Annotated in this window: 18 protein-coding genes; 7 read left to right on the plus strand and 11 right to left on the minus strand. The window is 68.0% G+C overall.

Translation table 11 applies throughout. The features are described 5' to 3' along the window. Window positions 1-34 precede the first annotated feature (34 nt). Window positions 35-511 carry a hypothetical protein gene (locus ABT026_RS28250; protein ID WP_351117998.1) on the minus strand — a complete coding sequence of 159 codons (477 nt, stop codon included), beginning with the start codon at window positions 509-511 and terminating at the stop codon, window positions 35-37. Next, a complete protein-coding gene (locus tag ABT026_RS28255; RefSeq protein WP_351117999.1) occupies window positions 511-2,937 on the minus strand; it encodes an AAA family ATPase in 2,427 nt (808 codons plus the stop codon). The genes ABT026_RS28250 and ABT026_RS28255 overlap by 1 nt, the downstream gene beginning before the upstream one ends. 299 nt (window positions 2,938-3,236) lie before the next feature. On the opposite strand from ABT026_RS28255, the gene ABT026_RS28260 reads away from it, so the two are divergent. After that, window positions 3,237-4,559 (plus strand): DNA sulfur modification protein DndB, encoded by a 1,323-nt coding sequence (locus ABT026_RS28260; protein WP_351118000.1) that lies wholly within the window; start codon window positions 3,237-3,239, stop codon window positions 4,557-4,559. A gap of 204 nt (window positions 4,560-4,763) precedes the next feature. On the opposite strand, the gene ABT026_RS28265 is transcribed toward ABT026_RS28260, so the two are convergent. From ABT026_RS28265 to ABT026_RS28280, 4 genes are all read right to left on the minus strand, one after another. After that, on the minus strand, window positions 4,764-5,444 hold the full coding sequence (locus ABT026_RS28265; RefSeq protein WP_351118001.1) for a hypothetical protein: 681 nt from the start codon (window positions 5,442-5,444) through the stop codon (window positions 4,764-4,766). Between the two features lie 29 nt (window positions 5,445-5,473). Then, window positions 5,474-7,777: a hypothetical protein gene (locus tag ABT026_RS28270; RefSeq protein ID WP_351118002.1), complete on the minus strand. Its 2,304-nt coding sequence runs from the start codon at window positions 7,775-7,777 to the stop codon at window positions 5,474-5,476. A 25-nt stretch (window positions 7,778-7,802) separates the two neighbouring features. Beyond that, complete coding sequence (locus tag ABT026_RS28275; protein WP_351118003.1) at window positions 7,803-8,261, minus strand: hypothetical protein; 459 nt, start codon at window positions 8,259-8,261, stop codon at window positions 7,803-7,805. A 380-nt stretch (window positions 8,262-8,641) separates the two neighbouring features. Next, complete coding sequence (locus tag ABT026_RS28280) at window positions 8,642-9,118, minus strand: ATP-binding protein (protein ID WP_351118004.1); 477 nt, start codon at window positions 9,116-9,118, stop codon at window positions 8,642-8,644. Window positions 9,119-9,256: 138 nt separating this feature from the next. On the opposite strand from ABT026_RS28280, the gene ABT026_RS28285 reads away from it, so the two are divergent. Beyond that, complete coding sequence (locus ABT026_RS28285; protein ID WP_502968073.1) at window positions 9,257-10,180, plus strand: helix-turn-helix domain-containing protein; 924 nt, start codon at window positions 9,257-9,259, stop codon at window positions 10,178-10,180. Then, entirely contained in the window at window positions 10,177-10,401 is a 225-nt protein-coding gene (locus ABT026_RS28290) for a DUF397 domain-containing protein (RefSeq protein WP_351118005.1), read from the plus strand. Before ABT026_RS28285 ends, ABT026_RS28290 begins: the two co-directional genes overlap by 4 nt. A 57-nt stretch (window positions 10,402-10,458) precedes the next feature. Here ABT026_RS28290 and ABT026_RS28295 read toward each other — a convergent pair whose 3' ends face one another. From ABT026_RS28295 to ABT026_RS28310, 4 genes are read right to left on the minus strand one after another with little or no spacing between them, the layout of a single operon-like run. Then, complete coding sequence (locus ABT026_RS28295; RefSeq protein ID WP_351118006.1) at window positions 10,459-13,722, minus strand: type I restriction endonuclease subunit R; 3,264 nt, start codon at window positions 13,720-13,722, stop codon at window positions 10,459-10,461. Continuing rightward, a complete protein-coding gene (locus tag ABT026_RS28300; RefSeq protein WP_351118007.1) occupies window positions 13,719-14,891 on the minus strand; it encodes a restriction endonuclease subunit S in 1,173 nt (390 codons plus the stop codon). The genes ABT026_RS28295 and ABT026_RS28300 overlap by 4 nt, the downstream gene beginning before the upstream one ends. Beyond that, window positions 14,884-16,506 (minus strand): class I SAM-dependent DNA methyltransferase, encoded by a 1,623-nt coding sequence (locus ABT026_RS28305; RefSeq protein WP_351118008.1) that lies wholly within the window; start codon window positions 16,504-16,506, stop codon window positions 14,884-14,886. Before ABT026_RS28305 ends, ABT026_RS28300 begins: the two co-directional genes overlap by 8 nt. A 17-nt stretch (window positions 16,507-16,523) precedes the next feature. Next, the gene (locus ABT026_RS28310; RefSeq protein ID WP_351118009.1) at window positions 16,524-18,662 is read right to left on the minus strand and encodes a hypothetical protein; all 2,139 of its coding nucleotides are present in this window, start codon (window positions 18,660-18,662) and stop codon (window positions 16,524-16,526) included. A 372-nt stretch (window positions 18,663-19,034) separates the two neighbouring features. Here ABT026_RS28310 and ABT026_RS28315 point away from each other — a divergent pair, with 372 nt between their 5' ends. The 4 genes from ABT026_RS28315 (at window position 19,035) to ABT026_RS28330 (ending at window position 24,166) form a co-directional block, all read left to right on the plus strand. After that, complete coding sequence (locus ABT026_RS28315; protein WP_351118010.1) at window positions 19,035-19,541, plus strand: Rv1352/Rv1906c domain-containing protein; 507 nt, start codon at window positions 19,035-19,037, stop codon at window positions 19,539-19,541. 172 nt (window positions 19,542-19,713) lie between these two features. Beyond that, on the plus strand, window positions 19,714-20,370 hold the full coding sequence (locus ABT026_RS28320; RefSeq protein WP_351118011.1) for a hypothetical protein: 657 nt from the start codon (window positions 19,714-19,716) through the stop codon (window positions 20,368-20,370). A 128-nt stretch (window positions 20,371-20,498) separates the two neighbouring features. Then, window positions 20,499-21,221, plus strand: a complete 723-nt coding sequence (locus tag ABT026_RS28325) for a DUF4839 domain-containing protein (RefSeq protein ID WP_351118012.1) — start codon at window positions 20,499-20,501, stop codon at window positions 21,219-21,221. 323 nt (window positions 21,222-21,544) lie between these two features. Continuing rightward, a complete protein-coding gene (locus ABT026_RS28330) occupies window positions 21,545-24,166 on the plus strand; it encodes an ADP-ribosylglycohydrolase family protein (RefSeq protein WP_351118013.1) in 2,622 nt (873 codons plus the stop codon). A gap of 76 nt (window positions 24,167-24,242) precedes the next feature. On the opposite strand, the gene ABT026_RS28335 is transcribed toward ABT026_RS28330, so the two are convergent. Further along, window positions 24,243-25,916, minus strand: coding sequence for a DUF262 domain-containing protein (locus ABT026_RS28335; RefSeq protein ID WP_351118014.1), 1,674 nt, complete (start codon window positions 25,914-25,916; stop codon window positions 24,243-24,245). Window positions 25,917-26,244: the final 328 nt, after the last annotated feature.

Below are 26,244 nucleotides of genomic sequence, written 5' to 3' on the forward strand. Positions count from 1 at the left end.
CGGGCCGCTGACGGATCGGCAGGTGCCGGGCGGATCAGCCCGCCGAGGGTTGAACTCCGGCATCGGCGGCCGCGGTCCTGTCCGGGCCGGCCTGGGCAGGAAACGAAGGCACGGCCACGGACCCGGCCAGCTCCCTGCTGAGAGCGGCGACCTCCTCCCCCCAGTCCCTGACCTGCGCCTCGCTGGGCCCGAGCTCGTCGTGGTGGTACTTGCACCCCCGGCACAGCTGGGCGTACAGCGCGTCGACCCGGTAGGCGAGATCGTGGCCCGCGTAGTGGCGCAGGCAGAGCCGCTGCGCGCGCATGTTCAGCTCGGGGAGCTTGGCGTTCCGCGGCTTGAGCGCCGCGGCGATGGCCAGCTCCAGGGCGATCCGGAGGGCGTAGGCGGCGCCCCGGTGACGGCCTGCCGTGGTCAGCTGGGCGCCCAAGGGGTTGGTGAGGAGGCTGTCCGCGGTCACCAGGAGCCGGGTGATCCGGTCGGCGGTCGAGGGAATCGGCGTGGTCGTCGGCATCAGGCCCGCCCTCCGGACTTGCGCAGGCTCTCCACGAGCTTCTCGACGTCACGGACGAACTCGACGGCATCGTCCAGGAGGACGCCACCGGGATGGGCCCCCTTCTGGCACATCGAGACCAGGTTCGGGCTCTTCGGCCCGTGGAGCCGGAGCTGCTCCATGACCTCGGCGTCGGAGTGGACGACACCGTCGTCGAAGAGGGCGAAGGAGGCGAGAGGGATCAACCGGTCGGTCTCGTCGATGGCGGCCTGCAGGCTCTCGGCCGACCGCCCCGACCGCTGCCGGCGCGCCCAGGCCGCCTCGATGACGGCCCGCTCGAGCGCGTCGCGGCACAGCGACGGTACGACGTTCCGGTGCACCTCGGCGGGACAGTCCTTGGTCTGGGCGAGCGCCATGGCGTCGTCGATGGCTTCCTTGACCGGGTCGGTCTCGGTACCGACCTTCACCTTGGACCGCTCGCCCCGCGCCACCTTCAGCACCGTCACCGGCAGCCCCTGGCTGCGGAAGGCGTGCGGGAGCCGGGTGTCGTGAGTGAAGACGACGACCTGCCGCTCGCGGCCGAGCTCGTCGAGCACCTGGGCCAGGCCGTCGACCTTGGCGAGGTCCATGGACTGCACCGGGTCGTCGATGACGACGAACCCGAACGGGCTGTCCGCCGTGGCGACGCGGGGCAGGAACAGGGACAGCGCGAGGGAGTGCAGCTCGCCCTGGCTCATCACGCTGAGCGCGGGGGCTTCGGTGCCGTCGACGGTGACGTCCATGATGAGCTTGCGGATGTTGGCCTTCTCGGTGCCGTGCAGCCCGAGCTTCTTGATGCCGACACTGCTCTGCCGGCGGAGCATCCCCCAGATGTGCTGAGCACGGTCGCCGAAGGCGTCCACCCGACTGTCACGGACCTCCGAGGTGTGGGCCTTGATCCACTTCAGCGCGGCGTTGACCTGCGTTTTGCGCGGCTTGGCGGCCTGGACCTCGCGGGAGAGCTTGACCCACTCGGCGAGCAGGTCAACGACCCTGCGCCAGCGTTCGTCCATGGCGGCCAGCGCCTCGCGCGCCTTCCTCGCGACGGCCTCGGAGGCGTCGGCGAGGGTCACGGCGGCCTGCCGTGCACGCGGGATGAGCTCGGCGGGGTCGCTGACGCTCCGGCAGTCGGACCACACCAGCCACGGCTCGGTGAGCGCGACAGGGACCTGCGGCGGGACCATCATCATGTCGTGCAGGGCGGCCAGGGCGACGCGCCGGTCGGAGTCTGCCTTGCGCACCGCCGCCGCGTCCTGGAGCGCCGCGGCGATCTCGCGTTCGACGCGCGTGGCCCACGTCCGGTCCAGGATCCGCTCCGACTCACAGACCGGGCAGGTCACGTCATCGGCGTGGCGCTCGCTGAAACGCAGGGCTGCCGTGAGCAGTTCGGCGCGAGTGTTGGCGGTCTCGGCGGCGGTCCCCTTGAGGGCCTCGACGTCGTCGACGGCCCGCTGCAAGGCGTCCAGCCGCGCGGTTACCTCGTCGAGAGCGGGCGCCAGTGCCTCGGCCTCGGCTTCCCGCCGTGCTTCGGAGAGCCGGCCCTCGTCGGCCGTCGAAACGCCGGCGATCAGCGCGTCGAGGGTCGCGTAGTCGGGGCCACCGCCCTTCTCGTCCATGGCGATGAGGGCCTTGAGTGCCCGGTCATCGTCGCCGACCGCGTTGAGCGCGCGTTCAAGGAGCGGCCGCTTCGCCTTTTCCGCCGTCTCGACGGCGTCGATCTCCTTCTTCATGGCCGACAGCCGCTGAGAGGCTTCGTTGAGGTACTCGAGGCCGAGGATGGCGGCGACGTTGTCGTACATCTCCATCGGCCTGCCGTTGATCATTTTGCCGAGGTCGACGTACGACAGGAACGGACGGTAGTTCCGCATGGCCGCGTCCCAGCCGACCTGCTCGAGAGGAACGGGGTCGTTTCCAGGCCGCTTGAACACGGTCTCGGAGTCGGCGAACGTCTCACCGGCCCAGGTACGGGTGAGGGTGCTCCGCGACCGGTCGTCTCCGACGACGAGCTGCGCCTCGACGCTGGACCGCTCGTCGTTGTGGAGGTTGCGCCACTTGGCGACCCGGTCCTTGCCCTGTGCCCAGCTCGCGTTGGTGCCGGTGAACAGGGTCTCGATGCCCTCGGCGAGGCTCGACTTGCCGGCCCCGTTCGGGCCGACGACAAGGGTGACGCCGGGGCCGGGGCGCAGATGCAACTCCGCCTTCGAGCCGATCCCGCGGAAGCCGGTGACCTTGACCTTGCCAAGGTAGACGGGGCCGGCGGGCGTGGCGGAGGCGTCGGTGCTGTCGGAGTCGCCGAGCGCCTGGCGGACCAGGTCCTTCACCGGCTCGGTGAGCTTCGCGTCTCCGGCCAGCCGGGTCCCGACCAGGTCGGGCAGAGGGAGCGAGGCGCTCGGGTCGGTCGTGGTCATGCGATGCCTCCCGTGGTGATGGGCGAACGGACGAGCGCCGACAGGCGGAGTGGCTGAGCGTCAGGTGGATGCCTGTCGACGAAAGCACCGTAGGAGACTTGGGAGTTAACATACCTTCAATCACTTGATAACCCGGGTTATCAGGGGAACATGAGAAAACATTACGTGATCTCGCTTGAAGGGCCTTAGCCTGCTCACGCAGCAGGTCGCGCCGCTGACGAGGCAACAACGCGCGGTGATCCGCGGCCAGTTGTCATGCCGTCATCGCCTACGGCACCGCCACCCGGGAAGGACCCGCCATGTCTTCCAAGATCAACCTCATCGAGCACGACAGCGTGGAGAAGGCGCTCGCCGAGGCGGTGAGCCAGTCCATCGCCATGGCCGGCTCTACCCACATCCCCTGCACGATCTTCAAGCAGGGCGAGCGGACGATGATCTCCACGGCGCTGCCGTTCCTGTTCCTCGCGGACTCGACCAAGGTCCGCATGCACTCGGCCACCAAGGGCAGCAACCCGGCGCAGGCCCACAACCGGCCGAAGATCCCGGACCACGTGAAGTCGATCCACCACTACATGCTGAACAACCCCGACGACTACTTCCTGCCGCCGGTCACGCTCAACGTCGCCGAGGCCACCGTCCACGTCGTCCGCGGGTGGAGCGGAGCGCCGAGCCTGGCGTTCCTGGTGATCTACAGCAACACCCGGTTCTCCGTCACCGACGGCCAGCACCGCCTGACCGCCATCACCGGACAGGACGGGAAGGCGGGCGTGCCCCGGATCTTCGACGTCAACGAGCGCTTCGAGAACGACAGCATGGCCGTCCTGATCGTCGTCGAGGGTGACCTGGAGCGGATCCACCAGGATTTCGCGGACGCCGCCCAGACCAAGGCGATCCCGGCCTCCATGCTCGCCGTCTACAACATGCGCGAGCCCATGAACCGGGTCCTCAACGACATCGTCAAGGGCACCCCGGTCTTCCACGAGCGCGTGGACATGACGTCGACGGCGCTGCCCAAGAAGTCGCAGAAGGCCTTCCTGCTCAACCAGGTGCGCCAGATGGTCAAGGCGATCCTGTTCGGCGACGCGGCGCTCGGTGAGGACCAGGTCTCCGCTCGCGGCGTCGAGGTGATCGGCACGGCCGCGAAGCAGGAGAACGAGATCCGCAAGGCCCTCGTGCTGACGGACGCCCTGTGCCGGCACATGGGGCCGTGGACGACGATCGTCACCTTCCCCGTCAGCGGCGACGCCGCGAACCAGATCCCTGAACTGCGGGAGCAGTACCTTAACCTGACCGGCAGTGGCCTCCAGGTGATCGGCCGGGTCGCTCACGACATCAACAAGACGGTGACCGACCCCGCCGAGCGCGAGCGGCTCTACCAGGCCCTGGCCACCGAGATCGACTGGCGGCGCAGCGCCGGCATCTGGCAGGGCAACGTGATCCTCGCCGAGGGCAAGGTCGCCACCAACCGCGGCCCGGTGAACATCGCGGTCGAGAAGGTCAAGCGCGCGCTGGGGCTGGACTACAACGCGAAGGTCCTCGAGAAGGCCGAGGCCCCGGCCGAGATCCCGGGCCAGGCCGTGGGCGGGGTGGCCACTGGCGAGGCGTTCTCCTCGCCCGTCTGAACGTGAAGTGAGTCCGGAGGGCCTGCCCCGACTCGTGGCAGGCCCTCCGGACGGACGCTGACATGCGGGGCCGACGCGCCGTTGTCGGCTCAGCGATTCCCGGGCACCCGCGCCCGAGCCAGGTCACGGGCCTCGTCCATCCTGACCAGATCACTTCTGGTCAAGGGAGCGCCGACGGACGTCAGACCGCATCCTGTTGGCGGGTCACTCCGCTTGCCAGCCGTCCGGGAGTTCCGTGGGGACGGTGGGATGGTTCTCGCAGTCGAACGCCTCGACGACGACGTGGGCGGAACGCAGAAGATAGGTGAGACGGTTCTTGTCGTCCCGGTCGTTCGTCAAGGAGTCACTCATCATGCCCTGGAGCGGCATGCCGTCCTCCTGGCCCTTGGGTGTCTGAGGAACCTTGCACCTGACGTGGACCGAGCGCTGCGTCTCGCCGTTCCTTTCCGTCCAGAGGACGAGACGGACGTCCTGATTCACGGAGATCACCTGGACCCCCTTGCCCAGATGCTCCGAACCGGATGTGAGGTTGTCGAACCCGGATATGGAACCCCCGTAACTGATTTCCACCGATCGCGCTCCCACCTTCGCACCAACCGGGCCGATCTCACACAGGGGAGGGTCGATCGACAGGTGCATCTTCTCGGCCTTCGACGGGTCCCAGGCATAGGCACTCGACTGGTACCACCGCTCGGCCTTCGCAAGGTCCAGACGGTCCTTGGTGAACTCCTCAACCGGAACCGACGCCGCGGCCTCAGCCCACTTGACGCCCTCCCGACCGATCAACGTTTCACAGGCCGACAGTGCCTTGCGAGGGGTGGTCGCGCCACCGTTGCCACTTCCGTCGCACCCCGTGAGGGCGGCCAGCAGGACGGTGGAGGCCACCGCCGTTCTCGTCCAGGACCTCGGCATCCTCAGCCCACTCTCACGATGGTCGTGGCGGTCGCCTGAACGCCGTCGTTGTACACGCCGCGCGCCTCGCGCAGCAACGCTCTGCCGTCGTCCGAGGGCATGCGCTGCTCATCCATGTAGTTCTTCAGTGGGATCATGGCGCTGTCCTGACCTGACAACAGGGCACTCTGCACCGACGCGATGGCCTGCACATCGTTCTTGAACTCGTTCTCCTTGAGCCAGTCGACCATGTGGTTGCTCATCATCGTCTCAGCAGCGCCGCCAGCCGTCTCATAGGCGATCGGAACGGCGATCGCGGCCGCGCCTGCGGCGGGAACCATCACTGCCGATCCCACCCCCACGGTCGCTCCCACCAACGCGCCAACGCCGAACTCCCGCCAATTGGCCTGCTTCTCGAGGGCCATCGCCTGCTTCTCCTCCTCGTCCGCGAAGTCGCCGGCGATGGCTTCCGCTCGTGCGCCGTCGAACATGCCGTGCATCATCACACTGTGCATGCCGGCGTTCACCACGGCGGTGTGGTTGTCCCCTTGGCTTGCCATCAGGCTGGCACCATAGATCTGCTGCGCGGCCGCCAGAGACCCGTGGGCGTCCTCATCTGCGGCGACGGCCCTGAGGAAGTTGGTCGCGTAGCCCTCGCCGAGGTCGCGCAGTCCGTTCTGTTCCGCCCTGAAGAACCCGTCCCGGTCGGCGAGGTCCCCGGCGTCCCCGAAGTTGGCCATGGAGTAGTTGAGGGAATCGATGTGCCCTGCGGCGATGCGTCCCAGACTGTCCGCGATGCCGTCGTGCTTCTCCACCGCGTCTGCCGAGGGATACGTCGCCATTACCTGCTGGAGGAGATTCAGCCGTCCCTCCCGCGCTTCCCTCTGCGCCGCCGTATCCAACGGGGGAATCTTCGGCTCCGACTCGTCGTAGCCGTAGCCGAGGGTCGCCGATTCGAGGGCGTGACCCAGGCTGTCGTAGCCGATGTGCTTGCGGTCGAACGTCTTGATCCATTCGCGGGAGTCCGTGCCGTCGCCCATCAGGTACTCGAAGTTGTCGAGCTTGTCATCGCCCTTGCCCGTGCTGCCCTGGAAGAAATCGAGCGACGCCTCGGGATTGTGACCCAGTGCCTCCAGATAGCCGACCAGTGGGTCGTTGGACCTGAGAGCCTTGGGCTCGGGATAATCGAGCGACGAGGTGTCGAGCCAGATCTGGTCGGGGTCCAGGCCGCTCCCCCCGCGCTCGCTCGTGAGCAGCGCTGTGCCGTAGTCCCGCAGGAACTTTGACTCGAACCGTCCCTCGTGCATCAGGCTGCTCATGATCTGGAAGCCTGTCGGGTTGGTTGAGGTCAGCGTCGTCTCCAGTGGCACCGGAGCCGTGCCGCTGAGCGGGAACGACTTGCCGCCGGCCGCAATCAGGTCCTTCTTCCAGGCATCCATGGCCGGGCTGTCGACGTGCGTCGCGTTGGCCAGCGACATGCTCAGGTTGTCCTGCACCTGGGCCAGCAACTTGGCACTCTCACCGTCACGCGAACCGGTGGACGGCGCGGCCAGCTCGCGCCAGAACTGCAGCGTTCCCTCGGCTCCCAAGCTGGTGGCGAAGTGCTCGGTGAAGCCGCCGTTGTCCCGCTGGTACTCGAGCATCGCGTTGAAGCGGGCGATCTTCTCCTCGCTCCACGATTCGACACCCCCCGCCTTGATCTCCTTCACCCACTTCGCGGCATCGGCTGCGCCCTGCTGCCGGTCGGCCTCCGCGAGGGTCTTCGCACCCTTGTCGGTGAAGTCGTGCGGGGCGGCTGCGAGGGCACACAGCGCACGTGCGGCGATCCGGTCCACCTCCGCGGCGTCACCAAGGATGCGATCGACCCTCTCCTGCGCCAGGGCGATGTCTTCACGGTTAGGGACCTCGGGAGCCTCTCCCGTGTCCACCACCGGGCTGGACGGCCCGACGTAACTGACCGTGCCGCTCGGCGCGACCATCATCTTGCGACGCAGCAACTCATCCGTCAGGTCACGCAGCTCCGTCTGATGCTTGCCGAGCCGGGTGTGCACGTCCTTCAGGATGCCCAACACGCTCTTTGCCTGGGCTGTCGCGTCGTCGAACTGAGCAGCGGTCTTCGTGACGAAGGCACGGGACACAGCCGCGTTGACGCCCTTCCATTCCGCAGCTTCCGCTCTGGCCGCGAGATCCGTCGCGCTCACTCCACCTGCGCCGCCGTCGGCGAGAAGCTGGAGCCGGTGCAGCATGGTCTTCCAGTCGTCCACCGCGGCCTTCAGTGTGCCCAGGCGCAGGTTGCCCAGCTCTTCCGCGGTCAGCTTGTCCCCCATGTCGGTTGCTCCGTCTCGCCGGCGCTTATTCGAAGTAGTCGTTGATCCGTGACACCGACATCAGCCCGCCGCCCGCGTCCCGCATGCCCGTCACCACGTGGTCCTCGTCCTTGGCGTGCTGCGTACGCGAGAAGTCCAGGTGGTTGGAGATGTGGGCGCATGCCTCGAGCAGCGTGCGGAGCTGGGTGTTCCACGCGTCGTGGACCTCGGTCAGGGCGGAACCGGTGTCCAGGCCGTCATTGGCCATGTCGACGGACGCCCGGAAGGTGGCAGGGCGGGCGAAGTCGCCGTCGCGGTGCAGGCGCTCGCGCAGTTCGAAGGCCATGTTGCCGAGCTTTCCCAGCTGATCGTCGTGAACGACCAGGTCTTCCCCGCCGGTGCCGCCTCCACCGCCGGCAGGGGCATCCAGTTGGTTGAGCCGCATCCCCGGCTCCGTGCGCGCTGCGGCTTCGGCCTTCAGCTTCGCCCACTCGTCCCACGCCACGACCGTACGTCCTCCCCGAGAGACCTAGCCGGCACCGGCCCAGCCTGAACAGTCAGTCACATCAGTCGTAGCAGTCACGCGGGCTGGGCGTTCACCGCTTGTGTAGCCGGTGGCGAGATTCGCTCGGGGCTGCTTTGCCCGGCAGCAACTGCCGTGCGTGAAGCGCTGTCCTTTGAGCTGGGTGACGGGGCATCGGTCGATCGTCCGCACGCCACTCCTTGCGCGGACTGTCGGGCTCCTTGGCCACGCAGACTTGTCTGAAACCACCGATGGCGGCAGCGGCTGGAGATCAGCCTGGCGAAAGGACGATTGGTGCAGTGAAGTCCGTGGTGCTGCTCGACAGCCGTGCAAGGGCTTGAGTCTCCGGGTACGCACGCCACTCAAGCGATCACGTAGTCGGCCCAGACGGTCTTGCCAGGGCCGCTCAGCCGAGGGCGCCAGCCCCACTCGCTTGCCAGGTGTGACACCAGGATCAGCCCGCGGCCGTTCTCCTCCTCCGCGTCAGCGTCTCGTGATGGGGACGGGCGTCGGGGCAGGCATTCGGCGCGGGTGTCGGTCACCTCGACGCGGACGATGGTTTTGCTGGCAGGGGCGTGGACGCGCAGGCGGAAGTCGCGCCCGGGAACGCAGCCGTGACGTACGGCGTTGGCGGCGAGTTCGGCGACGATCAGAACGATCGCGTCGTGGGCGTCCGAGCCGTACGGAATGCCGCAGGCGTCGAGCCTGACGGCTGCCAGGCGCCGGGCGAGACGGGCCCCCCGAGGGGTCGACGTGAAACGCATGTCGAGGGTGGGCTCGAGTGCCTGGTCGGCGTCCGAGCCGACACGAAGGGCGGAGCTGCCGGGTTTCGTCGTCATGCCGTCCACGCTCCCGTCCGTCGCGTAGCGTGACCAGTAGTGACGCAGTGACACGGGCGGCTTGTACGCGGGGTGTGCGCGTGAGTAGGCGCTGTGCGGCGTGACGGCCTCCGGGCGGGGGCGTTGGCACGGGAGGAGATGGTGGACAAGGTGGAGGGCATGGGCCTTGAGGACCTGACGACCGAGGACGCGGGCACCACGGATGTGGAGTCCGCCGACGGCCCGGCCAGCGGCAGCGGAGTCAGCCGCCAGACCGACGGCGACACCGGGCAGGGCGTTGTCACCGCGTTCGGGCGGGCGATGAAGACGCTGCGCGTTCGCGAGGGGATGGAGCGCGAGGAACTGGGCAAGCGCCTCGGCTACTCGACGTCCACCATCGCGGCCTTCGAGCAGGGGAGGAGGATCCCGACGCCCCGGACGATCGAGCGTGCCGACGAGGTCCTTCGGGCGGACGGCCTGCTCTGCCTCTGGAAGGAGCAGGTGGAACGGGCGCAGTACCCGACCTTCTTCCAGGGGATGGCCGCCTTGGAGAAGGAGGCCATGGAACTCCTGGTCTACGACACCCTAGTAATCAACGGTCTGCTGCAGACCGAGGCATACATGCGCGCGCTGCTCACGATACGGCGTCCGCCGCTGAAGCAGGACGTCATCGAGCAGCGGGTGGTGGCACGCCTGGCTCGCCAGCAGGTCCTCGATCGCGACCCGGCGCCGCTGCTCAGCTTCGTGATGGACGAGTCCGTCCTGCGGCGTCCGTACGGGGGCACTGACGTCCTGCGACAGCAACTGGAACACCTGCTGCGGGTCGGCCAGGAGCGCACCGTGCAGCTTCAAGTGATGCCGCTGTCCTCGGCGGAGTGCGCCGGCGTGGACGGTCCGTTCACCGTCGCTGTCAGGAAGGACGGCAAGCAGTTCGTGTACGCGGAGACGCAGGGGACCAGTTCCCTGGAATCAGACCCCCCGCGCGCTGCTCTCGCAGCATCACGCTATGGGATCATCCGATCGCAAGCACTCAATCCGCGAGAGTCGCTGGCGTTCATCGAAGGGTTGCTGAGATCACTATGAGCTCCAATGAGTCCTCGATCACGACCTCGGACCTGCGTTGGTTCACGAGCAGCTACAGCGGGGCCGAAGGCGGCCAGTGCGTAGAAGTCGCAGACGGCACGTCAGCCGTGCACATCCGCGATTCCAAGGCCGCCCGCGGGCCCGTGGTCACGGTGTCGCGCGATGCCTGGGCCGGCTTCCTGGGGCTGGCCTCAGCCGAGACGAGCTCCTGCCCCACCTGACGAGTCACGAAAGCCTGGCCAACTTGAGCAGGTTGGCCAGGCTTTCGCATCTGCGGATCAGTTGTCCAGCGTGCCCTTCACCGACCACTCGTTGGCGAAGTGCTCCATCTGGCGGAGGACCAGGTCGATGGCCTCCTTCTGCTGGCCCGGCGGGTAGTTGTTGCGGGCCAGGAGCCGCTTGATGGTGCTGCGCAGGCGGGCGCGGACGGACTCGCGGGCGATCCAGTCCGGCTTGAGCTGGCGCCGGACCTCGGTGACGAGGTCGCGGGCGATGCCGGCCAGGACCTCGTCGCCCATCACGGCACGTGCCGTGCCGTGGTCGGCGACCGCGTCGTAGAAGGCGAGCTCGCGCCAGTTCAGCGGCGGGTCGAACTTCTCGCCGCGGCGGGCGTCGGCGGCGACCTCCTTGGCCATCTCGACCAGCTTCGCGATGAGCTCGGCGCTGGTGTACTGCTGGCGCATGTACTTGACCATCAGGTCCTGGAGGCGCTCCGAGAACCTGGTCTGCCGAACGATGTTGTGCTGGGTGACCTCACGCATCTTGCGTTCGACGAGGCGCCGGAGCGCTTCAGCCGCGAGGTGCGGGGTGTCGCTCTTCTGCAGCTGAGCGACGAGCGCATCGTTGAGGTGGGTCAGGTCGGCGGTCTCGAGGCCGGCCTCGGCGAAGAGGTCGGTCACGCCGCTGGTCTCGACGACCGAGGACGTGAGCTGGGACAGGTACAGCTCGATGTCACGGGCCACCGGCAGTCCGCGGGCCTCGCGCTCCATGGCGTCCAGCTTGGCCATGTAGGCGCGGACCTCGACGAAGAACTGGATGTGCCGCTTCCAGGCGGGCTGGTCCGCGAAGCGGTCGCCGACATCCTTGGAGCTGCCGGCCAGTGCCCAGAACCGCTCGAGCCGATAGGCGTGATCGCGGAAGCGGCACCCCAGCGTCTGGCGGGGGTCGTCGAGCTGCTCGGGGTTGTTGCCAGGGGTGACCGGGTCCCGCAGGTAGTTCGCGGTGCGCAGGGCCGCGTCGACGAAGGCCTTGTTGCCGGGCCGGTCAAGCAGGGCCTCCCAGCCGAAGCCGCGGAGAATACCGGTGATGATGTCGTACTCGTTGCGCAGCTCGTCCAGGGCCCGCTCGACGTCCTGACCAAGCGTGCGGTCACGCTGGTCGGCGTCCGTGTACTCGGCGATGGCCTTCTGCAGGTTCTCGGTCAGCGGCGCGTAGCCGACGAGGAGGCCGTCCTCCTTGCGGCGGAAGCGGCGGTTGACGCGGGCGAGGGCCTGCATCAGGTTGGCGCCCTTGAGCGGCCGGTCCAGGTACATGGTGTGGATCGGCGGGGCGTCGAAGCCGGTGAGCAGCATGTTGTTGACGATGAGCAGCTCGAGCTCGTCCTCGGGGTTCTTCGCCCGGTTGATGACCGCCTTGCGGCGGCTGTCGCGCAGAGCGTGGGCGAGGAGCTCGGGAGAGTCCTTGCGGGTGTCCGAGGAGAAGACGATCTTCATAACGCCCTTGTCGAACTCGTCGCTGTGCCACTCGGGGCGCAGCTCGCGCAGGGCGTCGTAGACGCGGACGCAGATCTCCCGGGTCGCGCAGACCACCATCGCCTTGCCAGGGGCGCCGCCGGTCTCGGAGGCACCGACGAACGGCTTCATCCGCTCGCGGCGGGCCTCCCAGTGCTCGACCAGGTCGGCCGCGAGGTCCCGTATACGGGCCGGCGCACCGTACATGGCGTTCATGGTGGCGACGGCCTGCTCGACGTTGCGGCGTTCGGTGTCGTCGAGGCCCTCGGTGATGCGGTCGGCCTCTTCGTCGATCTTGTCCGGGTCGATCTCGCGGTCCAGCACGAGCTGGATGACACGGCTCTCGTGGTAGACCTTCACGGTCGCGCCGTCGTCGGCGGCCCGCTTGAGGTCGTAAACGTCGATGTAGTCGCCGAAGACCTCGCGGGTGTTCCGGTCGGCCTCCGAGATGGGGGTACCGGTGAAGGCGAGCAGCGTGGCGTGCGGGAGCGCGTCGCGCAGGTGACGGGCGAGGCCGTTGAGGTCGTCGTAGTGGCTGCGGTGGGCCTCGTCGACGATCACGACGATGTTCCGGCGCTCGGAGAGCATCGGGTGATCGGTGCCCGACTCCCGCTCCTCCTTCGTCTTGCCGAACTTCTGGAGCGTGGTGAAGAGGATCCCTCCCGTCCTCTTCGCCGCGAGCTCCTCCCTCAGTTCGGCGCGGGTCAGGACCTGGCGGGGTGCTTCCGGGAGAATCTCGCTCTCCTGGAAGGTGGAGTAGAGCTGGTCGTCGAGGTCGTTGCGGTCGGTGACGACGACCACGGTCGGGTTCAGCAGGGCGGGGTCCTTCATCACCATGGTGGTGGTGAGGACCATCTCCTCCGACTTCCCGGACCCCTGGGTGTGCCAGACGACTCCCGCCCGGCCGTCGCTGGCCGCGGCGGTACGGACGGCTTCGGCGGCGCGGACGACGGCGTGGTACTGGTGCGGCTTCGCGATCCGCTTCATCCGCTTCGAGGGGACAAAGTTGATGAACGAGCTGACCAGCTCGAGAAACCGGGACTGGGTGAAGAGGCCATGGATGGCCAAGTTCTGCCCGGACTCCGCGAAGCCGTCCGCGGTGAGCGGGTCGACGCGGGCGCCCCACTCGTCGGTGTTCCACGGGGCGAAGTGCTCGTAGGGGGTGAACGGGGTGCCGTACTTGGCGGTGATGCCGTCGGAGAGGAGGACGACCGCGTTGTGACGGAACGCGGTCGGGAATTCCTCGACGTAGCGGGACACCTGGGAGTGCGCCGTCTGGAGCGTCGCGTCCTCGTCGCCGGCGCGCTTGAGCTCCAGGACGGCGAGGGGGAGGCCGTTGATGTAGAGGACCACGTCGAAGCGGCGGTTCTTCTCGCCGTCGATGACGGTGACCTGGTTCAGGGCGCGGTAGGTGTTCGCGTCCGGGTCGGCCAGGTCGACCAGGCGGATGGTAGGGGTGTGCTCGGCGCCGAAGTTGTCGGTGTAGGTGACGGAGCGGATGCCGGTGGTGAGGAGACGGTGGGCGGTGCGGTTCTCCTCGTAGGTGTCCTGGGAGGCGGGGGTTGCCGCGACCGTGACCGCCTCGCGGACGACGTCTGCGGGGAGACCGGGGTTCAGGCGCTCGACGGCCTCATGGAGGTCGGGATAGAGGATGAGATCGTCCCAGGACTTCCGGTGGCCGGAGCCGGGAGCGAACTCGTTGCCGGGGGCCTTCGGCCAGTCCAACTCAACGAGTTCGTCGAGAGCGAGCAGTTCCCAGTCGGCTTCGGTGGGGCGACGGTGGGTTCTGCCGCCGTCGTAGTGCGTCGTCACGTGGCGTCCTCGACAATTTTCTCGGCGGTCTTGACACGGAGTCGGCCGGACATCAATTGGGGGAGGATGGTGTCGCGGAGAGTGGCGAGGGTGAGGGACTCGCGTTCTGCAAGCAGGGCACTGTCCCAGAGAGGGGAGATTTGCCTGTCCAGCGAGACTAGTTCTTCGGACTCAGGGACACTGACGGGATCATCCAGGTGTTTACGCTGAATGTGTCCCATGGTGGTCGCCTTGCCCGCGGCAATGGCGCGGAATTCATCGATCTTCCCGTGCAAGAGCTGGCTTACGAGCCAGTCTGGATACCCAACCCTAGGAATGCACTTGAAAATGTGCTGATTAATGATGGCCTCGGGGCGGTACCACCGGGCCACCGTCAGCGAGCCGGACCAGGCGAAAAGGACGTCACCCGGTCGCGCGATATGCTTGTCCGGAACTTCGATATCGTTATACACGGTGGAGGCTCCAGGACCGCTATTGATCTCTGCGATCCTGATCACCATGCGACCGGTTCCGGTGGCATCCTTGGTGAAGGCGCGACCGTTAATGAATTCCGCAGCCTCGGACAAGGCGCAGTCCGTAAAGTTAGCCGGAGAAGCCAGCAAGGCCTGCTGGAATATCTCTCGGGATAGCTCGTCGGCCTTCCTGGCGATGCGCTCGTTGACGGCGATTTTGTTATCCAGCGCTCCGAGAAGTTCACTGATCGCCCGCTGGGTATGCAGTGGGGGTAGATTGATCTCAAGAACTTTCGCGGATTTTACATTGAAGTGCTGCTGAACAGCTCCGACCGTATGCGCCTTCACGAAATCTTGCGCCGTCTCATTGATGGCGTAACAGAGGAAGCGTCCGTCAACATCCGGTTTTGGTGTGGCAATCACCAGGTCAGAGCAGTTCGCTACCGGCAATGTGTCGGGAATTATCGCCGCTACTCCCGGCTCGCCCGTGCGAACGATAGCGAGATCCCCAGGCTTGATCTGGGATTTAGCCAGCTCGGAATGAAACTTCTCATCGATATATTTGACGGCAGAGAGATCAACCCGGCCGCGCTTGATGTTCAGAGATCTCAGGAAGGGGATACCTGAGGATTTGTAACGGGAAGCCATGGGCCCGACATGCCCCACGGTGAGTCGGGTACACAGATCACCAAGCTGGCGGCGCTGCCACTCAGGCATGGGTCCTCCCCAACTGCTCGCGCACCGTTCGCTGCAAGTCATCAGATTGACCGAAAAGTTCGTACAACTCCGCAGTCAGCTTGCTGATCCGCTCTGCCACGGCTTCCGCATCCTCACCCTCACTCTCAACGGCCCCCACGTACCGCCCAGGCGTCAGCACATACCCGTGCTCCCGCACCCTTTCAAGGTCGGACGAGTAACAAAAGCCGGGCGTGTCCTCGTATGACAGCCCAGCCTCACGTGCCGACGCCGTGCCGCGCCATGCGTGGTACGTGTCCGCGATCTTCCTGAGGTCGGTCTCCGGAAGGATCCGCTCCGTGCGGTCGGCCATCTCGCCCATGCCCCGAGCGTCGATGAAGAGGATCTCGCCGCGCCGATCGTCCAACCGCCGTGGGCCCTGCGGGGACTTGTCCTTGGAGAGGAACCACAGGCACGCCGGAATCTGCGTCGTACGGAAGAGTTGCGGAGGCAACGCCACCATGCAGGCCACCAGGTCAGCCTCGATCAGGGCCTGCCTGATCTCGCCCTCGCCGCTGGACTGCGAGCTCATGGAGCCGTTGGCCAGCACGACGCCGGCCGTGCCCTTCTCGCCCAGCTTGGAGATCATGTGCTGGAGCCACGCGTAGTTGGCGTTGTTCTTCGGCGGGGTGCCGTACTTCCACCTGGGGTCGGACTCGTCCCGGTGCCAGTCCTTGACGTTGAAGGGCGGGTTGGCCATGACGAAGTCGGCCTTGAGGTCCGCGTGCTTGTCGTCGGCGAAGGTGTCGCCCCAGCGGGAGGAGAGGTTGCCGTCGATGCCGTGGATGGCGAGGTTCATCTTGGCAAGGCGCCAGGTGCGCTCGTTGAGCTCCTGGCCGTAGATGGAGAGGTCGCTCTTGTGGCCGCGGCCGCGGTGGGCCTCGATGAACTTGGCGGCCTGGATGAACATGCCGCCCGAGCCGCAGGCCGGGTCGTAGACCCGCCCCTCGTAAGGCTCGAGGATCTCGACGATCAGGCGGACCACGGAGCTCGGCGTGTAGAACTCGCCGCCACGCTTGCCCTCCGCGCGGGCGAAGTTGCCGAGGAAGTACTCGTAGACCTCCCCGAGAAGGTCCTGGGCCGGCTTGTCCTCGCTGCCGCCGAAGCGCGCGTCGCTGATGAGGTCGACGAGCTCACCGAGGCGCTTCTGGTCGACGCGGTCCTGGTTGAAGATCTTCGGGAGGACGCCCGTCAGGGACGCGTTCTCCCGCATGATGGCGTCCATCGCATCGTCAAGGAGCTTGCCGACGCCCTGCGCCTTGGCGTGGGTGGCGATCCAGGACCAGCGGGCGTTCTCCGGGACCCAGAAGACGTGGGCGCCGGTGTACTCGTCGCGGTCTTCGAGGAAGTCGTCGAGGCGGTCCTCGGCGATGCCCTCCTCGGTGAGCTCCTTGGCGAGCTGGTTGCGGCGCTCCTCGAAGGCGTCGGAAACGTACTTGAGGAAGATCAGGCCGAGGACGAACTCCTTGTACTGGGCGGCGTCGATGGAGCCGCGGAGCTTGTCGGCCGCCTTCCAGAGGAGGTCCTGGATCTCCTTGGGGGTGGAGGCTGTGAACAGCTCCGCCTGGTCGGTGGGCTTCTTCTTACGGGGAGGCATCGGGTGGGCCGTCTCCTTCAGTGGATGTCAGCAGAAACTTCGGGCAGGTGCTGAACGGTGAGCGTGCCGTCGGCCATGCCGGCGGCCAGCACCCGGGACAGGTCGTCGAGGGCGGCGGTCTGCTCACGCAGCAGGGCCGCCCGGCCCTCGATCTGGGCCAGAACCGTCTCGTAGAGGTCGGCCTCCGCCGCGCTCAGGTCGGGGATGAGGAGGTCCTCGATGGCGCGGGACGCGCGCACCGCCCCGCTGGTGCGGGCGTGCTCCGCGGCGGCCGCGCGCAGCTGCGCGGCCAGCACCCGGGGCCGCACGGGCGGGTCCGCGTCGGGGTGGACTCGGAGGATGCGGGCCGGGGCGGCGACCAGGGAGGTGCCCTCCATGTCGACGTACACCCCGAACCGCGGGTGCGCGGTGACGACGAGGTCCCCCGGCTCGGTGAACTGGGCGTGCTCGTAGGCGGTGAGCAGCACGCCACGGTCGAGCCGGCGGCCGCCGACGCGTGCCGTGCCGAGGACTTCCTCCGGGGTCAGCACCGTGTAGTGGCCGCGCTCGGTGAGGTGCTCGGCGGCGAAGCGGTGGCCCGGGCGGCGGCGGAGGCGTCGGGCGTGCAGGAGTTGCATGACGGTGGTGCGGCGGACCGGGTCGCTCTCCGGGCGCATCACCGCCTGGGCGGCGGGGTGCGGGGCACGGGCCTGCGCACGCTCGTGCAGTTCGGTGAGACGGCGCTCGAGGTCGGCGATGACTGCCGGGCGTTCGGCGACGGTCCGGGTGTGCCGGGTCGCGCGGGTGCGGTGCTGCGGGGTGAAGGGGGTGCCGGGCCGGCCGTCGAGGTCGGCGGCGCGGACGATGGCGGCGTGCCGGGGCTCGTGGCGCGGGTCGGCTTTCCAGCCGGCTGCGCGCCAGATGGCGATGTCCTCGGCCAGACGGTCGAGGACCGGTTCGGTGAGCGGCTGGGCGGAGTAGTCGGCGAGGAGGACGAGGCCGGTGCGCTCTTCCTTGGCAACGCGGGCGAGGACCCAAACGGCGGTGCGGTAGCCGGGACGGGACGGGAAGACGCCGTCGGGGAGGCTGATCGCGGCCTTGAGGAGGCCGGGCTCCAGGAAGGACCGGCGCAGGCGGTCGGCGTCGCCGTGACGGTCGAGCGGTCCGGTGAGGACGTCCGCCGGGCCGAGCACGACGGCGGTGGCGCCGATGTCCAGGTAGTCGGTCAGGGCGTGGACCTGGTCCAGGACGGCCTTGGGGTCGCGGGATTCGGCCGCCTCGTAGGGCAGGGCGCACAGGAGGAGGTCGGGGCTGCCCCAGTCCCCCTCGTCGGCGTCCAGGTACTCGCCCTGGGCGACCTCGAGCTGGAACTCGTACACGTCGCGGACCAGCATGCGCCGTCGGACGAGCCGGACGCGGTCCGGGTCGGGGTCGGCGGCAACGTAGAAGTGACCGGCGTCATCGGCGGCCTTGTCGCGGAGGGCGGCGAGCAGCTCGCCGGTCCGGGCATGCGGGACGGCGATCGTGGAGCCCTCGGCGAGGGTGGGGACGCCGGAGACTGCTGCGAGCGCCCGGACCACCGTGGGGGCGGGTTCGTCGGCGTTCAGGTCGCGGCAGCCGAGACGGGGGCAGGCCTGGAGGATCCAGTCGAAGGCCTGCAGCGGGGTGTAGGCGGCCTCGACCAGCTCGTCGGCCAGCTCCGCGAGGGCCGGGCCGGTGTGCTCGGGATCGGGGAGAGCGCGCAGTTCGGAGAGGAGGAAGGAGTCCTCGTGGTCGAGGTCGGCGGCCCGATCGAGGAGGCTCTGCCAGGGGCGGCCGTCGGCGACCGGGGCGTCGAGCTGCTGGTGCAGGCAGATCAGGGCGGTCAGCGCGCCGATCAGGACAGGCCCGGGCAGGGCCGGGGTGCGCCAGGCGGCGAGGGTGTGCAGGGCGAGCTCGGCGCGTAGGCGGCCGGGGTCGGTGTTGCCGCGGCCGGTGGCCGTCAGCCAGTCGACGACGGCACGGGCGTCGAAGAGGGGACGTCCGTCCTCCTGGGCGATGGGCTCGGGGAAGTCGGCGTGGCGGCGGGCCCAGGTCGTGGGGACGGGCCGCTTGACCTGCGCAAGGGCGGCGATCTCGGCGTAGGTGATCCGCCAGGCCGGCGATTCGGGCAGGATGGCTTCGGGCGCTGTCTGCACTGTCGGCGCTCCCCCTCCCCTGTGCACGCTTTCCGGCCGGCTCGAGATCCCGGCATCAGGGCCGCCCCTCGGTTGATTCGGGCAGGCGTGAGCACTGTACCGTGATGATCTTCGCTCAATCGAAGCGGTTCTGATAATAGGGGTTATCAGGTAAGCCTGAGGCCGCAATCGGGAATCGCAGGCACCTTGTGGGGACCAAGCGCCACGGCGTCCACACCAGCCCGGAGGGTTCCCTCGATGAGCCAAACGTTCCCGACACCGCCCGACGGACCGCAGTGGGCGTCCACCCACACCACGTCGGGGGCAGGCGCCGTACCGCCGCCGCAGGCGGGTCCGTACACCTCGCCCGGTTGGCCAGGGCAGCAGCCGCCGATGCCACCGAAGAAGCCGTCGACCCGCAAGAAGTGGTTCACCCATGGCGGCACGGCGTTCCTCGCCCTGATGATCGGCATAGGGATGGGCAGCGACGGCGAGAGCGACTCGAGGGGCAAGGCCAGCGCGGCCAAGCCCGCGCCGCGGGTCACCGTGACCGAAACGGCTGACGCGAAGCCGGAGCCGGCCGTGACCGTCACCGAGACGGCCAAGCCGAAGCCCACCAAGCCCCCGAAGCCGAGCAAGAAGCCGGGCCCGCCCGCCAGCGTTCCGGGGGACGGGCAGTACCTGGTGGGCGAGGACATGAAGGCCGGCACCTACAAGACGGCCGGTCCTGACAAGAGCGGCTTCGTCGACAACTGCTACTGGGCCCGCCACAAGGACGCGTCCGGTGAGTTCGACGCGATCATCGCCAACCAGAACCTGCAGGGCCAGGGCCGGGTGACGCTCAACAAGGGCGAGTACTTCGAGACCAACGGCTGCCAGAAGTGGACCAAGGTCGGCTGACGCTCCGGCAGCCGCCACAAGCTCCGCCGCGCTCGTGGGGGGATGCGGCGGAAGGCCGCAGGGGCGGCCCGCCCGACTACCGGGCCACCCCTGCGCGCCACGCGCTCCCGCCCGAATCTCCCGCCCGAATCTCCCTCCCCTTTCCACCCGCACCCGAGAGGAAGCCCTCGAGATGTCCGCACCGGAGCAGCAAGCGCCCGAGCCCCAGCAGCCAGAGCCCGAGCCGCAGCCGGATGCTCAGCCCCTGCCGCCCGTGCCCCCCTTGCCGGAGCAACCGCCGGGTCCGGCTCCCGTCTCGCGCTGGGCGAGCCTGTCGCGAAACGCCGCCATGGCCGTCGGCGCCGGGATGGGTGCCGCCGCTGTGGGACTGTGCTGGATGCTCGTGGCCCTGACCGGGACCAGTGAGGCCGAAGGGGGAACTGCCACCAAGGGCTCGCAGACCAGCCCTCCTACGGCGGCCGGCCAGGATGAGAAAGCCAAGGACGCGGAGGAAACGTCGACGCCGTTCAGCACCGACGGCACGCTCACCGTCACGAACGCCGGCGCGGGAGTGAAGATCGGGGACGTCTGCTCGGGAACGGGTGGCTACGACGACATCCATCTGGGAACGCAGGTCACCGTCACGGATGCGGACGGCACTCTCGTCGCGATGGGCATGCTGCTGTTCGGCGAGAAGACGGAGGCGGGCTGCGAGTTCGCGTTCACCGTCGACGACATCACGCCGGGCTCGAAGTTCTACACGGTCGAGGTATCCCATCGCGGCGGCCTCACGCAGACCGAGGAGGACCTCCGCGCCGGCGGTCTCGCCTTCTCCCTCGGCAGCGACTGACTGATCAGTTCGCCGGCAACAGCTTCTGGGATGATCAGCAAGTCGTTGAGGCTGGACGCGCAGTCGCCGCAGCGAGGGACGCAGGAAGCGGTTGGTTCGACCGGCTATTTCAGGGGTGGGGGAGCAGCATGGCAGATGAGATCAAGTACGAGTACAGGACTGTGCAGACAGTTCGCGGCACCGATGGTCTGGTGACCTCGCGGATGCAGAAAGACGGCTGGGAGCTTGTCGAGCAGCGTCCGGGCACCTTGCGCACCACCCTCAACTTCCGTCGGCCGAAGAAGCCGCTGCCGTGGTCTCTGATCGGGGCCGGGGCGGCGGCATTCGTGCTCCTCGCCGCCGTCATCGGCACCGGCGTCGCGCTCGGCGACGGAGACGAGGAGGAGGCCGCGTCAGCCGATTCCACGGTCGCGAGCCCGGCCCCGTCCTCAACGCCGACGCCGCCAGCGGCAGAGCCGACTGCCTCTGAGGTGATCACGGCCCAGAACAACCCTGAATTCGCGGCGCTGTTGAAAGCAGACTCGTGCGGCGACGAGAACGTGGACTTCGCGGCCAAGCACGAGGGGCAGAGGGTCGCCTTCGACGGCTCGATCAGGCACATGGCCCCCTACGGTGACTACGAGACCCGCTACGACTTCCTCCTGGGCACTGATGCCGAGATTGCACATCCAACGGACGGCCCCGGCTTCAAGTACGAGAACGTCAACACCGGCGACCTGAACCTGACCGGCAAGGACATCCCGCCCACCATCGGTGTCGGCGACAAGTTCCGCTTCGTCGCCGAGGTGGTCGAGTTCAACCCTGCTCAGTGCCTCTTCTACCTGTCGCCGGTCTCGACGGAGGTCCGGTAACCGACACCGGCCCTCATCCCATTGCCGACCGTTCCGTTGCGGAACACGCCGTCCTCGAGGGCCTGGCGACCGCGCGCCACGTCCAGCCATCCGCCGACCTCCACTTACTGTCATCTTGACGAGAACCGTGAGGGCTGCCAAGCTGACGCCACGTCGACTCCGAAGGCCCTCCCGCCGCTCAACGCGTCGACTGCTGCCACCACACACACGCGCAATGCCGTCGGCGGTCATCCCTGTTGGAGAGCCTCATGCCCCATGTCCCCCCGTCCCGCCTGGACGTCAGAGCCACAGACCGGGCCGCCGGTGTACTCCTGGGTGCTGCCGTGGGCGACGCGTTGGGCGTGCCGTACGAGTTCGGGTCGGCGACGCTCGGTGAGGACCAGCCGCCGCGGATGATCGGTGGCGGTCTGGGGCCGTACAAGCCGGGTGAGTACTCCGACGACACGCAGATGCAGGTTTGCATCGCCAAGGTCGCGGCCGAGGGAACGGACCTGCGTACCCCGGAGGCGCTCGACGCGATCACCGTCAACTTCCTGGAGTGGCTGCGCGGCGGCGCCAGTGACGTCGGCAATCAGACCCGCGCGGTCCTCGGCGCCGTCCGTGGCGCGTCCGGCGCACCGGGCAAGGCGCTGCTCGAGGCGGCCCGTCTCCACACCGCCGCCCACAAGAACAGTGCCGGGAACGGCTCGCTCATGCGGACCGGCATCGTCGCGCTCACTCACCCCGGTGACGCCGCCGCGATGGCCGAGGCCGCCGTCGCGGTCAGCGCGCTCACGCACCCCGACCCGGACTGTGCCGACGCGTGCGTGCTGTGGTGCTCCGGGATTCGCACCGCGGTGCTGGAGGGCACCTTCGACGGCGTGCGCGCCGGACTGGAGCTGATACCGGCCGAGCGCCGTGAGATGTGGGCGCTCCGGCTGGACGAGGCGGAGGCCCATCCGCCGCACCACTTCTCCAGCAACGGCTGGGTCGTCCACGCGCTCCAGGCCGCTTGGTCGGCGATCACTCGTACTCCCGTGCCGGAGCTGGATCCCGGCAAGGGCAGCTTCCCCGCCCAGCACTTCGGCCTGGCGCTGGAGACGGCGGTGCGGGCCGGCAACGACACCGACACCGTCGCGGCAATCGCGGGCGCCCTGCTCGGCGCGCGCTGGGGCTGCTCGGGCATTCCGCTGCAGTGGCAGCAGGACGTGAACGGATGGCCCGGCCTCACCGCGCCCGACCTGATCGGGCTCGCGGTCCGCACCGCCAGGGGCGGCGCCGACGACTCGCAGGGGTGGCCCTCGGTGCCGCGGATGCCCGAGGGCGCTCACACCGCTTTCGCCGTCCCCCACCCGCACGATTCCGGGGTGGTGCTGGGGAACCTGGCCCTGGCCCAGGGGGCCGAGCCGGTCTCCGTCGACGCCGTGGTCTCGCTGTGCCGCGTCGGCACGGACCCGGTGCTGCCCGGCAACGACGTCGAGCATGTTCGTGTCTGGCTGGTGGACAGCCAGGGAGAGAACGCCAACCTCCATTACGTACTGGACCAGGCCGCCCGCCAGGTGTTGCGGCTGCGCGAGGAGGGCAAGCGGGTCCTGCTCCACTGCCTCGCCGGGCAGAGCCGTACGCCGGCCGTGGCGGCGCTGTACAGCTGCCTGGCCACCGGCACCGACTCCACGTCCGCGCTGAACGACCTGCGCGATGCGCTGCACGCCGGCTGGACACTGTCGTACCACCCGGAGATGCAGGAGGCGGTGCACGAGTTGACCGCCGGATACGCCGCGCTCGGGCGATCGGCGACCGAGCGGGCCGTCACCTCGCGTGACACCGCTCCCGGGCAGCGGCAGGAACTGCTGGATCTGGAGCCGGTGGAGCCCACGCAGTTCGTGCGGCGGAAGGACGCGGCTTCCCGGGTCCGCGGAATGATGCTTGGGCTCGCACTGGGCGACACGCTCGGCGCTGCGGGCGGAAAGCTGCCCGACGAGGGGCCTCTACGGGCCGGTGTGAGCACTCAGCTGGCCTGCTTCACCGCCGAAGGCACCATCCGGGCGTGGATACGCGGCGAGATGCGAGGCGTCTGTCACCCGCCGTCCGTGGTGTGGCACGCCTACAGTCGGTGGATGGCTCTGCAGGGACTCGAGGTCGACCGGATGCGGAAGCGGTGGGCCCACGGCGAGAAGGTGTGGCCGGACGGATGGCTCGCCCAGGTGCCCGCGTTGGCCGAGCGGCGCGGTTCGGCGCCCTCGACCGTAAAGGCGCTGTCCAAGATCAAGCATGGTGCCCCGACGGCCAGCCGCGGGTGTCACGCGCTCACCCGTACTCTCCCCGTCGCCGTCGTCCACGCTGCCAAGGGTCTGGGTACGTCGGCCGAGCTGGCTCGGGAGATCGCGGGTCTGACCCACGGGGACCAGGCGGCCCAGTCCGCCACCGTCCACGCGGTCGTGCTGGTCGGCCACTGTCTGATTCACGCCGGCGAATCCGCCTACAACCAGCGGGGCGGGGTGCGGGAAGCGCTGTGGGCCGGCATCCGAGGGCTCGTCAAGGCCGACGGCTGCCTGACCGGCCATGAGCTGGACCAGCTCGAGACCGCGCTGCAGAGCACCGAGGCCCATCCCGCCGACCCAGGACGGCTCGCGAAGCTCGCCCCGGACGCGACCGCCCCGTCGGCCCTGCTCGGGGGCGTCTACGCGGCCGCCTCCTTCTCCGGCCGGGACCAGGTCGCCGCCGCCCTGCGCTTCGCGGCCGGAGCACCGGACGGGGACTCCGTCGCCTGCGTGACCGGCGCACTGCTCGGCGCGGCGCACGGCTTCGAGGCACTGCCTGTCGACCTGGTCAGCCGCCACGAACTCGTATGGGCCCTGGATCGGTTGGCCGGCGACCTGTTCACTCAATTCGCCGACTCGCCCGCCGGCGACGGGTACAGCTCGGGGTGGGACCCTTACTGGTCCGAGCACTATCCCGGTTGGTGAGCTTTCGCCAGAAAATCACCGTGTCGAGCACGTGAGGCCAGGACGCTTCCGGACGCACCCGGGAGCTGTCCGGAAATCACAAGCACCACTCCTTGGACAGCACCCCCATGAGTTCGTCCTGCCTGGCCTTGAGTACTGCGGGGGTCCATTCACTGTGCTGGAGTACCTGGCTGGTCAAAGCGAAAGGGACCACTCCCCCACGACCGGTGAAGTACTTGGCCTTCTTGAGGGCGAAATCGTAATTCTGCGCCGCTGAATTTTTGGCGCGGTTGAGCAGTACGAGGTTGCCCAAGCGGTGTGTCCAGTGCGTACGCTGCTCCTCGTCGAACAGCTCGACCCACTGCGAGTTCGCCTTCGGGTTCTGCGGCAGGACGTGTTCAACGGTGATGAGGGGATGGTCGTAGGTCACACCCTGGCCACGAGCCAGCAACTCGTCGAGACGGAGCAGGACGTACTTGCGGATCTTGCCGACCAGATAGAGATCACCGTCGAGCCTTGCCTTGGTATCCCTCTTCTCGTCGTCCTTCAACTCGAGAGCCGGGGAGTCGAGGCCTTGGCGGTCATCGAGTTGGCGGAGCAGCTCCGCGTAGCGTGTGACGCGGGGTGTCGTGTAGACGCGGCGGACGAACATACTGGCGGCCAACCGCTCCAGGGCACGCATGAAGGCGTTGAGCCACTCAACGTCACCGTCGTGGTGACGCAGTGCCCACAGAGCCGGAGGGCGCCAGTCGTTGTTGTCCAGCTGCTGGAGCCTCCTGAACCAAGCGTTCACCGACTCGGCGCCGACGGCGGCTTCATAGCGAGCCTCCCGGATCTGAGCGTATGCCTCGGCGTAGGGCTGTAGCACCTCGTTGACGAAGACCTCGGCCCCGTCGGGCAGGTAGCGGCTGAGCACCTGTTCGGGGAACTCCTTCAGCAGTTCCTGCTCTCCTCGCTTCTTGGCGTAAATCATCCGTAGGTGCAGGAAGAGCTCGGCGAAGCCGTCCCGCCCCAGCATCTCCTCTGCGTCCTCCCACACGATGGCACACGCTTCGGACGCCTCGGCGTCAAGATCACCGATGATCTGTGACTTGAAGATGTCCGTCGGTGACAGGTCCAGGCCGCGGGAGTTCATCACGCTGAAGATGCGGTGCGCGCTCTCGAGGTCGGGAGTGCTGACGACAACCAAGAAGGTCCGGCCTGCGAGCATCTGCGCCAGCTCGAGGCGGCTTTCCTCGCTCAGCTCGGTGAGACTGTGGTGCAGAACGGTGGCGTTACGGAGAACGGCCTTCTGCGCATCCGTGCGCAAGGCCTCCTCCTTCAGAGTGAGCAGGGTGTCCACCGCGCCCTTGGTCTGAACGAACTTCTCGAAGAAGTCAGCGTCGCGACTGCGCAGGGTGAGCCGGGGCCTCGGGGCCAGTCCGCGGATCTTGGCACCAGGTTCCATCACCAACCGGTCCAACTCGTCGCGAAGTTCGGGCTCCGCCGTGAGGTCACGCAGGACCGAAAGGATGATCGTCAGGGTTGTGAGGCGCTGCTGGCCGTCAATGACGTCAGCCTTCGGGACTCCACTGCTCTTGACGAGCACGATGGACCCGAGGAAGTACGGCTCGTCCGTCCTCCTGTCCAGAGCTTCCCGTAGGTCCGTCAGCAGCTGGACCGCTTGCTCCTCCTGCCATGCGTATGGACGCTGGTAATCGGGGATCTGGAAGTCGTAATCACTGCTGAACACCTTGTGCAAGGGCATCTCGTGCGCTTCGAGCTTCTGCATACAGTCGATGATGTCTGAATAACGGCGCTTCGCGTCACTCGATCACCTCAACTGCCCGAAGATCCTGCAGTACCAGCGGTCGGCCACCGCCGTCCTCCCCAGCGAAGATGACCGGGCCGGCCAACCGGGGAGGACACAAGAAGCGCTCGCCTCCCTCACGAGACTCGCAGAGGCCGAGCGCAGAGTGTCACCGCCCCCGGGGAGGAAGCTACGCGCGGAATCGAAGGGCCACTCACGGAGAGAGATCATCGAGACGCGAAAGACCTCGGAGATGTCGCAGAGCGGCTGCAGAGCGCCGAAGCCAAGGCTAAGCCGCACTCTACGAAGC

It is taken from the genome of Streptomyces sp. NPDC002734, from assembly GCF_040295685.1.
Classification (GTDB): Bacteria; Actinomycetota; Actinomycetes; order Streptomycetales; family Streptomycetaceae; genus Streptomyces.